Raw genomic sequence first — 12,874 nt, forward strand, 5'->3', positions numbered from 1 at the left:
GCTTAGCGTTAGTAACTTAGCCCTGATGGGGCACCCTCCAAGACTAATGGTCTGTGAGAATCACTTAACCCATATTTTATGGTGATTCCATGGCTACTGTACGCCTAACCGATATTATTGAACCCGCCGTTTTTACTGGCTACACGCTGCAAGAAACCATGCAAAAAACCGCCCTGGTGCGTGCTGGTGTTGCAGTCCGAAACAATGTGATTGCCGAGCAGCTTAAAGCAGGCTCCCATAGCTTCACCGTGCCTTTCTGGCGTGACCTGGAAGACGATGAAGCCAACATTGTTAACGATGACCCGGATATTCACTCCACCCCCAAGAAGATTGGCAGCGGTAAGCAGATGGTGCGAAAAAGCTATCTACACCAAAGCTGGTCTGCCATGAACCTAGCGTCTGAAATCGCCGGGGATGACGCCCTAGCGAAGATTCAGAGCCGTGTGGTGGCCTACTGGGATCGACAGCTTCAAAAGCGCTTGGTGGCGTCTTTGCGCGGCATCATGGCCGACAATATCGCCAACTTTGAGGGTGATATGGTGTTGGATATTAGCGCCGAGACCGGTGCTACTGGTGTGTTTGGTGCTGAAGCGGTGATTGATGCCACTGGCACCCTTGGTGACTCGATGAGCAGCCTAGTCTCTATCGCCATGCACAGCGACATTTACCGCCGCGCCCTCAAGAATGACCTGATTGAGTTTATCCCCGATTCCCAAGGCGGAACGATTGCCACCTTCCGAGGCTTGGCGACCGTAGTTGATGACGGCTTACCAGTAAACGAAGGCGCTTACACCTGCGCGCTGTTTGGTGCTGGTGCCGTGGGCTATGGCGCTGCTGAGCCGAGCATTGCTGATGGTACGGAAGTTGAAAATCTACCGTCTGCTGGTCGTGGTGGCGGTCAACAAATCCTGCACAGCCGCATGAACATGGGTATGCACCCTGCTGGCTTTACGTGGGTGGAAGATACCGTTGCCGACGAATCCCCCAGCCTTTCCGAGCTAGCCCTTCCCGCCAATTGGAGCCGCGTGGTAGAGCGTAAGGCCGTACCCCTGGTCTTCCTTATCGCCCGCGCTGAGTAACCGACCTTGGCCCCTACGGGGGCCATTTAGGAGGCAAGATATGGCGAAGTGCGCCGGAACCCAAAAGAAGCCCCCCAAGGGCACCGAAAAGAAAATTCTTGATATGAGTCAGCGGGGCTTGTCACTCAAAGCCATGGCCCGTGGGCTAGGTATCAGCACCGCTTTATTCCAAGCATGGCGGGAAAATCACCCCGAGCTACAAAACGCGCTCGATGAAGGGCGAGAGATTGAGCATACCAAGCTAAGAAGCGCCCTAATGGATCAAGCCGAAGGCGGCAACGTAACAGCCGCTATCTTCCTGCTGAAGTGCCGTCATGGCTACCGTGAAGGCGACCAAGGCGAATTGGCCAACCGTGTAAGCGTGACCTTCCAGCTACCGGGGCCGCAATCACTGGAAGACTTCAGCCGCACAATAGATGGGGAGGTGGTGCGTGGAAGCGATTGAGCTTAACGACTTTCAACAGCGAACCCTTGCCGCCCCTGAAGAGCTAGACCTGTTTTTAGGCGGTGGCCGTGGTGGTGGTAAGTCTTACGGCTTGGCCCTACTGTGCTTACGTCACGTTGAAATGTACGGGGATCAGGCCCGCATCCTCTACCTTCGCAAGACCTATAAGGGGCTAGCTGACTTCGAGCTGATAACCCGCACGCTGTTTGGCATGGTGTACGGCACCAGCGCCCGGTATAACCAAGGCGAGCATGTTTGGAAATTCCCCAACGGGGGGTATTTAGAGCTTGGCCAGCTAGAAACCCAAAGCGATTATGCCAAGTACCAAGGCCGTAGCTTCACGCTGCTGATTATTGATGAAGCGGGACAGTACCCAACCCCTGACCTTCTCGACCTGATGCGCTCCAACTTGCGTGGCCCTAAAGACATGCCTATCCGCGTGGTGGTGGCTGCTAACCCTGGTGGCCCTGGCCATCATTGGATCGCCCGCCGCTATGTGTTTCAGGCTGAGCCCTGGAAGCCGTTTTACGAGGAAAAGAGCAAGCGCCAATGGCTGTACTGCCCTTCCACCTTCCAAGGCAACCACCTGATAGACCGCGAGCAATACCGCGACCAGCTAGAAAGCGCGTGCCCTGATGATCCTGAACTATTGAGGGCATGGGTAGAGGGAGATTGGGCCGTTAACCGTGGCGCCTACTTCGCGTCTGTGTTGGAGGAGAGCCGCAACGCCGTACCCACCTGGCAGGAAATCCCCGACGATTGGACGGTATACCTTACCCACGACTTCGGAAGCAGCGCCCCCAGCGTGACGTATATCTGTGCTGTATCACCGGGTGGCTTTGGGCCTGATGATCGCTTCTACCCGCGTGGCTCTATTGTGCTGGTGGATGAAATGCACACCGCCAGACGTGAGAACCCAGACCGGGGACTAGGCTGGACAGTGCCCGTGCTTGGTGAGGAGATCGTCAAGTGGTGCCAGCATTGGGACGTGAAACCCGAAGGCGTGGCCGACGATGCGATTTTTGCCAAGACAGGATCAGGGGCCGGCAGCATTGCCGATGAATTCCAGAAAGCTGGCGTTGCCTTTCACCCTGCGAAGAAGGCTGACCGTATCACCGGGTGGAACATCATGCGCCGCCTACTGGGGGATGCTGGCAAGCCCGACCGCCCCGGCCTGTATATCGCCCGGCATTGTGAGTATTTCTGGGATACCGTGCCTTACCTCGCCCGCGACCAAAAACGCATAGAGGACATGGAAACCACGGGGCCGGATCACGCCGCCGACGCTGTGCGTTATGGCTGTTTGAGACGCGAACCGCAACGGGCGAGGATGGTGCGAATACCTGGCTTTCGATAGTAGCAAACGGGGATTAGTCGGAGAGTGCCCCAGGCATGAGAAAACCCCGACAGCCTGCGCGTCAACGTTCCGAGTAGTAGTGACGGTGGTAGGCGCTTCAAGCCCTGGCTAACGCTGGGGCTTTTTATTTGAAACCGAGGCAGTGAATTTTGCGGTTTGAAACCGAGAAAAGGTGAGGATTCCCATCTTTTAATTGTGAGCCTGAGTCACTTCAAGCCGCGGTCACGCTGACCACCCCCGGGCGGCCAAATTGGCGTTCCCGGCGATATGCAGAATTGCACAACGCTAATGGGCTTGGAACCTAGCCGATTGCCCAGGCGCTAACAGAGTCGCTTAAAGACACTCTGTCCTAATGTGAGGAGGTTATTCCATCTAATCCCCCCAATGCCGGGTATTACGAAAGTTTCGTAGTACTAGCTTTCCCGCGCTTCCCCCAGCTTAAAAAAGGAGCGGGAAATTCTGCTATTCGATTCCCCCTTTCTCCACCAAATCACCGTTGAAAGCGCCCTAGCAGCCAGCACCGTGTATGCCCTGGTGTATGCCTAACTGACAGATAGTCTATAAATACATTACATAACAAATACTTAATAGATCAGTTCAAACGACGCCGCCCCACCAAATAAGGGTTTCAGAGTACTCCATCACACTCCAGAAACCACATGAACAGGGGCCTCAGGGCTCCTTTCTTGTTTCCCCCCCCCGAGCCACACCCTATCCCCCCATAGGCGATCCGAGCAACAAGCTCTCCGGTGGCAGTAAGACATCATCCTGCACATCAGAGGCGTCACGGCCCTGTCACAAAACCGAGGCATGCTACACGGCTTACTCAAATCCACGCCTTGGAGGATGCCATGCGTCTCGCCCTGTTCGATCTCGACGATACCTTACTGGACGGCGACTGTAGCGAGCTGTGGAATACCTGGATGATCGAGCGTGGCTGGATCGACACGCCGCAAGACTTTTTGATGCGCACCCAAGAGATGCAAGCCGCCTATCATGCTGGGCACCTGCTGTTGAGTAATTACCTGGCACTAACTCTCTCGCCGCTCATTGGGCGTCGCGAGGAAGACGTGCAACGCGAGGTAGAAACCTTCGTGACAGCGCGTATCGAACCTCGTTTATTTCCCCAAGGACGCGTTCGCGTGGCCGAGCATCACACTCGCGGCGATCGAGTAATGATTGTCTCCGCCTCTTCACGCCACCTCGTAGCGCCAGTGGCAGCGGCCCTTGGCATACCGGAGGTAATCGCCGTGGACCCTGTCGTGGACGCCGGACGCTATACTGGCGGCACCGTCGGCGAGCTTTCCTATCGCGGTGGTAAAGTCACCCGCTTGCATGCGTGGTTAGCGAAGCAGTCGCAGCCAGCCAAGCACATCAGCTTCTACTCCGATTCCCACAATGACCTGCCCCTGCTTATCCGGGCGGACCAAGCGGTGGCCGTGAACCCAGATCCAGTCCTCGCCGAAGTGGCACAGACCGAAGAATGGCCGCGACTTGACTGGCGCGCTTCCGCCCAAACACCTGCATAATGCCAAGGAGCAACGCGGAAAAAGACATGATATCGAAGCAAAGGCATGGGGAAGATATGCTCCCCAGCTTCAAGGCCCTCGTTGCCTTCGAGGCGCTGGCGCAGCACGGTAGCGTGATGTCTGCCGCACGCGCGCTTGGAGTGAGCCAGGCAGCGGTGAGCCAGCAGCTGAAGGGCCTAGAACATTTTCTAGGACAACCTCTTTTCAAGCGCGGCGGTAGGGGCTTAGTGCCAACGAAAGCGGCTCAGCAATACCAACCCGTCGTGGCGGGCTGCCTAGGCCACCTACGCCACCAGACCCAAGCCTTGTTTGGCAACGACAAGCCCGAAGTGCTGACGCTAAGGGTGAATCATACCCTAGCGCACTGCTGGCTCTTGCCGAGACTGGCGGACTTCCTGCACCGGCACCCTTTCATCCGCCTGGACATCTCAGTCGTGGATTGGCCATCTCAAGACCCCTGCCGGGACGTCGACATTGAAATCACCAATGGCGTATGCCGCTCCCAGGAGACACAGTGCGAAAAGCTCTTTCATGAGCAGTGGCTGATGGTTTGCTCGCCCGATTTTCGAGAACGACACCGAGAAGCGCTGGCAGCGGGAGAGCTGGCGGTACTTCCCGCAATCCAGGTCAAGGGCTACCAGGACAGCTGGATGACATGGCTCTCGTACCACGGCTTCCCTCAGTCCTCGCCTCGCCTAGTACTGGAAATCAATAGCTCGCTGCATGGCTTACAGGCCGCGCGCCAGGGCATCGGGATACTACTGGTTCGCTCTCTCGCGGCCAGAGAATTGCTCGAGAGCGGCGCCCTAGTTCCGGCAATCGAAGGGCAGATGCCCTCCGAGTCCGGTCACTACTTGATTACTCGATTAACGCGGTCCGGAAAAGTCTCTTGGTTTTGCGCGTGGCTGCAGGAGCAGTGCTAACCGTCAAGCACCGCAAGGCAGAGGCCGCTCCCCCCATCGCTCACGATTAAGTTTTTCTTGTGCTTGGCATAAGGCGTTTCTCGTAGCGAGACACCATTTCCTTCATTCACCTCGTCGATGATGGTGGCGACTTTTCCATGACATCGATGAGGTGAGACAAATGAAGGCGGGTTCGTACCAACATGTACGTGATGGCAAAACATCCTTGAGAAGAGCTTCACTGGGATGCCTTGCCGCTCTTCCACTCTTCCTGGCCGGACAAGCGCTTGCCGATACGCCGGACGGAGAGCTTCGAATCCTGTCCCTGAATACGTGGGTGGACCGGTTTTCTCATGATCCATCCCTGCTGTCGGAGTTCCTCATCAAGGGTGATTATGACGTGCTCACCTTTCAGGAAGCCCGTCAAAATGGCACCTACCTTAACCAGTTTCCCGGCCTGTTGAAGGAAGCCGGCCTGGGAGACTACACCACGAGCCAGGTAGAAGACCTCGGCGTCATGTCTCGCCTAGAGGGTGAGCATGGACAGTATGTTGAAGACGGCTCTGTGGGCTACATAGCGCTTGACGCTGAGGACGGAGCGCCGGACGTCACAGTCGGTACCGTTCACTTTAACTACTATGACAACGACAGCATCCGGGTACGGGAAGCGCGCAGCATCAATAAGTGGAAGCGCGATGTCGATCAGCCCATCATTCTGACTGGCGACTTCAACGCCGGCGACGTGTCCGAGCGTGGTCTCCACTCGGTGGATCAGCAGAAACTGCTGCTGAGAAGCTATCTTCGCAACAACAACGGTTTCTATTATGAGCTGCTGTCCCAGTACGCCAACGATCAACAGGCGCTGGATGCCTTCATCGAAAGTCATCGCGGGCAGCCGATCGACGACGATATCATTCCCGACGGCCTCTTCTCGCCCGAGACATTCCCCATCGCGGGAAACACTCCGAGGACGGTCAACATCCTGAAAAAAGAGTTCATGCTGCTGCAGAGCGACGCCGAGCGTGAACCTTGGCGGCCCCATAAGCCGGGCGATGGCAGCGCGACTTGGCCGTCGGAGTCCGAACAGACTGAAAACAAATGGACCAGCTGGGACTTTACTCGCATCGACCACTTCATGGTCTCCCGGCCCTTCGGCAAGTGGTTCGCGCTGGCCGGTGATCCCAACGACCGCTACCTCGGCGTACTGGATGATACCGACGTCGCCAACAACGGCGTCCCCCTATCAGACCATGCGCCGCTGGCCCATAACGTCAAATGGGTGGGTCCAGAGATCGAGCGTTTCGAGTTCGAGGGGAGCAGCAAGACCCGGCTCATCTGGGGCAAAGGAGCCCCCATCTTCGATGACAACGACGGTATCTTTTATCTGACCCGCAATAATCAGCGCGACGATATCTACCTAGGGCAGATTGCCGACGAGTGGGGCAACCCGATCCTGACCGACCTGACGCTGGAAGAGAAGCGCACTCGTCTGGACTGTGGCAGCAGCGACCCCCGCTTCCAGCAGGCGATTGCCGACTACTGCATCGACGACCACAGCTTCATCAGCGAAACGCTAATTACCGACGGCGGCACTCTGGTGGTAGATGAAGATGCCGCTCTAGGAAACAGCGATGCCGCACTACGCTTGAACGATGGTGGCCTACATATCGCCGGTAATGGAATGATGACGCTAGATCGTGAGGTGACGCTGGAGGGAGAGCAAGGCGGCTTCATTAAAGTGGCCGACGCACAGCATCAGGTGACACTAAAGCGCAAAATATCGGGCGGTGGAGCATTCGAAAAGCGCGGCCAAGGAACCTTGGTGCTGGAAGGCAACAATACCTATACCGGAGAAACACTCATCAACGAGGGCTTACTGGCCGTAAATGGCTCCATCGCTGCCTCGTCGCACACTCGAGTCGCAGAAGGAGGCATTCTAGGAGGTAACGGTCAGGTTGGTGATCTCACTATTGCATCGGGCGGCACGCTGTCACCAGGGCGCTCCATCGGTACGCTACATGTGGAAGGCGACCTCAGGTTCGAGGAAGGGGCAATCTACCAGGCCGATGTGGATGCCGCAGGGAATTCCGATCGCACAGCGGCTACCGGCGAGATACGAATCGATGGCGGGTCGGTACTGGCACTGGCAGCGAACGGCAACTACGCCCCAGCCACCGACTACCGTCTGTTGACGGCACAGAAAAACGTGAGCGGCGAGTTTGATGCCGTCAGCTCAAGCCTGGCGTTTCTGGATCCGAGCCTGCGCTATGGTAAGCATGATGTAACACTGCGCATGGAGCGTAACGATACCGCCTTCGCGCAGGTCGCACTCTCACCTAACCGCCAGGCATCGGCTCACGGCGTAGAGAGCCTAGCCATGGGTAACGGGCTCTACGATAAGGTGGTCACGCTGGATAGCGAAACCGCCGATGCGGCCTTCGGTCAGCTCAGCGGCGAACTACATGCGGGCCTACAGGGCGCGTTAACCGACGAAAGTCACCTGCTCCGTCAAGCCGTTACCTCGCGCTTAGCCGGCAACAGCGAAGACCAGCGCATTCTGACTGCCGGTGAGAGCGGTGTAACTGCCTGGTGGCAAGGGGTCGGCAACTGGGGCAGTAGCGATGCCGGGGAAGGGCGTGACCTTGCGCGTGACACTCAGGGCTTCCTAATCGGCGCCGATGGTAGAGTGGGCGACGCAGGCCGACTGGGCGCTCTCGCCGGCTACGGCTCCAGCGACTATAACGGCGACGGCATGCTGGGCAGCGCGGATGCCGACAGCTATCACCTCGGTATTTACGGCGGCGCACAGCTGGGCGGTTTCGACCTAAGCCTGGGGGCAAGTTACTCACGCAGTTCGATCGATACCAAGCGTAACGTCACCTTCCCAGGCGTCGATGAAACGCTAACAGCAGAGTATGACGGTGAGACGACCCAGGTCTTCAGTGAAGCCCGCTACGCATTGTCACTTGGCAAAGTGCAGCTTGAGCCCTTCGCAGGCCTCTCGCAGGTGCGGGTCTCTCACGAGGGGTTCCAAGAAAAAGGTGGCAGCGCGGCGTTGAAAGGCGAGGCACAGGATCTCGACGCAACCTTCTCCAGCCTAGGGGCCCGCCTAGCGCTACCCTTCACAATAACGGATCACTCGGCAGTTCTGCGCGCCGATGCCGCTTGGCTACACGCTCTCGACAGTGACGTTGCCGAGGAAAACCTAGCCTTCGGTGGCGGTGACCAATTTACCGTATCGGGAGTTCCGCTGGCAGAAAATACCGCCGAACTAGGGGCGTCTCTGGAAGTCGGCGTTGCCTCACACGCCTCAGTAAACCTAGGATATCGTGGCCGCCTAGGAAAGGGAGTGGATGACCATGGCGTCAACGCCACCCTAAAAGTGAGTTTTTGAGTTAACATGCCCCCGCCCGTCTCCTTCCTTCTTGCGTTGATGAATAGGCTGAAAGAAGTGAAAAGCGACGGGGGCATGCCTGCTCCAGCATTAGACGACCCCAGGCGAGGCTAAATACTCAGCATGTCTCTAATTGCTTTTTATTGACAGGCAACCCTATACCTGATAAACACTCCGAATCACACGACGCCTTCTGACTTAAACCTTTCGAAAATATATGCAAATATATAATTTATTAAATGTTTTACCGTCATGAATTTAGTTCATTTTTTATTACGCCGCCGCCCCAGAAAATAAGTCAATGAATCAATCGCCTAAGGGTGATTTTGTTGTTTCATGCGGCACACAGCTGCTCCTTACACTTGACTCGCCAGCATTAAGTAAACGCGAAACACTGGTAGCGGTTGCTGCCTTGCCTTTATAATGCTTGCCCGATTTTACCAGCAGGATCCTTTCGTGATCGAGAATCTCCGTAATATTGCTATTATCGCTCACGTTGACCATGGGAAGACCACCCTGGTTGACAAGCTTCTTCAACAGTCCGGCACCCTGGACCGTAAAGCAGAAGCTCAGGAGCGCGTCATGGACTCCAACGATCAGGAGCGGGAACGCGGCATTACTATCCTGGCCAAGAATACGGCGATCCGCTGGGAACATGCCGAGACCGACACCCAATATCACATCAATATTGTTGATACTCCTGGGCACGCTGACTTCGGTGGCGAGGTCGAGCGCGTACTCTCAATGGTCGATTCCGTACTGCTCTTGGTCGATGCGGTAGATGGCCCCATGCCACAAACCCGCTTTGTTACCCAGAAAGCCTTCGATCAAGGCCTCCGGCCGATTGTTGTGGTCAACAAAATCGACCGCCCCGGTGCACGCCCAGACTGGGTGATTGATCAAATCTTCGATCTGTTTGACAACCTCGGTGCGTCTGACGAGCAACTCGACTTCCCGATCATCTACTGCTCAGCCCTCAACGGCATTGCCGGTATGGATCCCGACGAGCTGGCTGACAACATGGACCCGATGTTCAAGGCGATTGTCGATATTGTTGAGCCACCCAAGGTCGAGCTGGAAAGCCCCTTCCAAATGCAGATCTCAGCACTCGACTACAACAGCTATGTTGGCGTTATCGGACTAGGGCGCGTTAGCCGTGGTTCCGTTAAGCCAAACCAGCAGGTTGTCGTTGTCACCAAGGAAGGCAAAGAGCGTCGCGGCAAGATCGGCCAAGTAATGACCCACCTTGGCTTAGAGCGTGTTCAGACCAATGAGGCCACGGCAGGTGACATCATCTGCATTACCGGCATCGACGAGTTGGCCATTTCCGACACGCTGTGCGATGTAAGCCATGTTGAAGCACTGCCGCCACTCACTGTTGATGAGCCTACCGTGTCAATGACCTTCCAGGTCAACGACTCACCATTTGCTGGTAAAGACGGCAAGTACGTCACCAGCCGCAATATCATGGAACGGCTTAATCAAGAGCTGATCCATAACGTGGCACTACGTGTTGTGCAGGGCGACAGCCCAGAGAAATTCAGCGTGTCTGGACGCGGCGAGCTGCACCTCTCGGTGCTGATCGAAACCATGCGCCGCGAAGGCTTCGAGCTGGCTGTTGGCCGCCCTGAAGTTATTGAGCGCGTGGTTGATGGCGTCAAGCAGGAGCCTTACGAAGAAGTCATTATTGACTGTGAAGAGCAGCATCAAGGCTCAATCATGGAAGAGCTGGGCTATCGTAAGGCCGAGCTGACCAATATGCTTCCCGATGGCAAAGGGCGGATGCGCCTAGACTTCATCATTCCTGCTCGTGGCCTGATTGGCTTCCGTGGCCACTTCATGACCCTGACCTCAGGCACCGGCATACTCACCAGCCGCTTCGACCATTATGGCCCCATCAAGCCGGATGCCTCTGTTGAGCGGCGCAACGGTGTTATGGTCTCCATGGTGACAGGAAAGGCGCTGGCTTATGCACTGTTCACCCTGCAGGAGCGTGGCAAACTGATTGTCGAGCACGGCACCGAAGTCTACGAAGGAATGCTGATCGGTATTCACAGCCGTGACAACGACCTGGTGGTTAACCCCACCAAGGCCAAAAAGCTCGATAACATGCGCGCCTCGGGCAATGATGAAAACATCGTATTGACCCCGCCGGTGAAGTTCACTCTGGAGCAGGCTATCGAATTCATCGACAGCGATGAGCTGGTAGAAGTCACACCGAACTTCCTCCGCCTGCGCAAAAAGCATCTGACGGAAAACGAGCGTAAGCGCGCCAGCAAAAAGTAAGCTATTCGCTTAGCTCTGCGCAAACGAACCTGCGAGCCCGCCCACCTTATGTGGCCGGGCTCGTTGCGTTACTGGCCTCGCGTCAAGACACATGGCATTGTGTTTGTAGCGTCAAACAGCACAACGTCCGCTTCAACTTATTCAATCCAGGAGGTCGACTCATGAATCGGCACAAACATGTGAACTGGGATGACCCCGGCCCGCATAGCGTTCTGGCATTTTTCAAAGACCACCCAGACGACTATCGCGAGCCCGCGCCCGGCAGTGTGTTATCGGCACGCTATGCGGGCCATGTCGTTCGAATCAAAGTAGAAGCCTACATTGATGACACCAGCATCGGCGATATCGCAGCCATCATCACACCGAGCACCGGCGAGCGAGTTTCCAGCATCAATGACCTGAAACTTGGCGACATCGTCCGCCTGCCAGATGATAAACGCGCCATGGAAACACCCCCTTCCGAAAAGGCCGATAACGCGCCGCTAGACGACTAACAAGGCTGACAGCAAGCAAACCTCTAAGCCTAATGTACTCTCGAAATCAGCCAACAATAACCCATTAAAGAGGAGCCCATCATGAGCGAATCGCCCAACAACACTAACGTCAACTTTTGGCGACGCCTTCCGCTATGGCAGAAAATTTTACTGGGCTTGCTGCTTGGCGTCTTAGCTGGTGCGCTGATGGGCGAGAAAGCCAGTATGTTCAAGCCACTTGGCGATATTTTTATCAGCGCCATCAAAATGCTGATCGTGCCACTTGTCTTCTCAACGCTGGTTGTCGGCATCACGGCTATGCGCGACCCACAAAAAATGGGTCGCATTGGAGCGCGCACCATTGCCCTGTACCTAATCACTACAGCCTTTGCCATTGCTATTGGCCTGCTCGCATCACTCATCTTCAAGCCCGGCGTAGGACTCAACCTAACCTTTGACTCCGCCGTTGAGGCCCAGCAGGCTCCAAGCCTGGTGCAGATTATCGTCGACCTGGTACCACAAAACCCCATTGATGCCTTGGCTAGCGGCAATATTCTACAAATCATCGTGTTTGCCATCGGGCTAGGCGTTTCACTGATGCTAATTGGCGAAAAGGGCGAACCCGTCGTGCGCGTGTTCGAAAGCTTTGCCGAAGCCATGTACAAGCTCACCAGCATCGTCATGGCGTTTGCGCCGTTTGGTGTATTCGGCCTGATCGCCTTCGTAGCCGGTAACTACGGGCTTGAAGTTCTGCTACCTCTAGCCAAGGTAATTGGCGTGGCCTACTTAGCCAGCGTGGTACAGGTGCTGGTGGTGTATTCAGGTTTACTAGCAACACTGGGCCGCCTTAATCCCGTGCGCTACCTACAGGGCAGTTTGAATGCATTAATTGTGGCGTATTCAACCGCCTCCTCTTCAGGCACCCTGCCTGTTTCACTGCGTTGCGCTCAAAGAAACCTTGGCGTCTCTGAAGGCGTATCAGGTTTTGTCCTCCCAGTAGGCGCCACCATAAACATGGACGGAACTGCCATCTATCAGGGTGTCGTTGCGGTTTTCATCGCTCAGCTGATCGGCTTTGAACTCAGCATGATGGACTACGGAATGATTATTCTGACAGGCACCCTAGCCTCCATTGGTACTGCTGGCGTGCCAGGTGCAGGCCTCATCATGCTCTCCATTGTGCTAACCCAGATAGGCTTACCGCTGGAAGCTCTCGCTGTTGTCGCGGGTGTTGACCGGATTCTTGACATGGCTCGCACCAGCGTCAACGTTGCTGGCGACCTGATGGTAACGGTGCTGGTTGGCAAGAGCGAAGGTGAACTGGACGAAAACATCTACAACACCAAGAACGTCAAACAGACCAACTAAACCAAAAATAGCGCCGGATAACGGCGCTATTTCATTACCTG

At 55.9% G+C, this 12,874-nt stretch carries 9 protein-coding genes; all 9 read left to right on the top strand.

The window, feature by feature from the left end; all coding sequences use genetic code 11:
- Positions 1 to 89: 89 nt before the first annotated feature.
- Positions 90 to 1,079 carry a hypothetical protein gene (locus tag H616_RS0100400; protein WP_027965579.1) on the top strand — a complete coding sequence of 330 codons (990 nt, stop codon included), beginning with the start codon at positions 90 to 92 and terminating at the stop codon, positions 1,077 to 1,079.
- Between the two features lie 40 nt (positions 1,080 to 1,119).
- Positions 1,120 to 1,524 (top strand): hypothetical protein, encoded by a 405-nt coding sequence (locus H616_RS13885; protein ID WP_051233849.1) that lies wholly within the window; start codon positions 1,120 to 1,122, stop codon positions 1,522 to 1,524.
- Positions 1,511 to 2,881, top strand: a complete 1,371-nt coding sequence (locus H616_RS0100410; protein ID WP_027965580.1) for a phage terminase large subunit — start codon at positions 1,511 to 1,513, stop codon at positions 2,879 to 2,881. The genes H616_RS13885 and H616_RS0100410 overlap by 14 nt, the downstream gene beginning before the upstream one ends.
- A gap of 851 nt (positions 2,882 to 3,732) precedes the next feature.
- Positions 3,733 to 4,410, top strand: a complete 678-nt coding sequence (locus H616_RS0100415; RefSeq protein WP_027965581.1) for an HAD family hydrolase — start codon at positions 3,733 to 3,735, stop codon at positions 4,408 to 4,410.
- Between the two features lie 26 nt (positions 4,411 to 4,436).
- Positions 4,437 to 5,333 carry a LysR substrate-binding domain-containing protein gene (locus H616_RS0100420; protein ID WP_205619047.1) on the top strand — a complete coding sequence of 299 codons (897 nt, stop codon included), beginning with the start codon at positions 4,437 to 4,439 and terminating at the stop codon, positions 5,331 to 5,333.
- 160 nt (positions 5,334 to 5,493) lie between these two features.
- On the top strand, positions 5,494 to 8,706 hold the full coding sequence (locus H616_RS0100425; protein WP_084155621.1) for an autotransporter domain-containing protein: 3,213 nt from the start codon (positions 5,494 to 5,496) through the stop codon (positions 8,704 to 8,706).
- A 456-nt stretch (positions 8,707 to 9,162) separates the two neighbouring features.
- Positions 9,163 to 10,992 carry a translational GTPase TypA gene (gene typA / locus H616_RS0100430; RefSeq protein WP_027965584.1) on the top strand — a complete coding sequence of 610 codons (1,830 nt, stop codon included), beginning with the start codon at positions 9,163 to 9,165 and terminating at the stop codon, positions 10,990 to 10,992.
- Positions 10,993 to 11,153: 161 nt separating this feature from the next.
- On the top strand, positions 11,154 to 11,486 hold the full coding sequence (locus H616_RS0100435) for a hypothetical protein (RefSeq protein WP_027965585.1): 333 nt from the start codon (positions 11,154 to 11,156) through the stop codon (positions 11,484 to 11,486).
- Positions 11,487 to 11,567: 81 nt separating this feature from the next.
- A complete protein-coding gene (locus tag H616_RS0100440; protein ID WP_027965586.1) occupies positions 11,568 to 12,833 on the top strand; it encodes a dicarboxylate/amino acid:cation symporter in 1,266 nt (421 codons plus the stop codon).
- Positions 12,834 to 12,874: the final 41 nt, after the last annotated feature.

It is taken from the genome of Halomonas halocynthiae DSM 14573 (assembly GCF_000425725.1).
Taxonomy (GTDB): Bacteria; Pseudomonadota; Gammaproteobacteria; order Pseudomonadales; family Halomonadaceae; genus Halomonas; species Halomonas halocynthiae.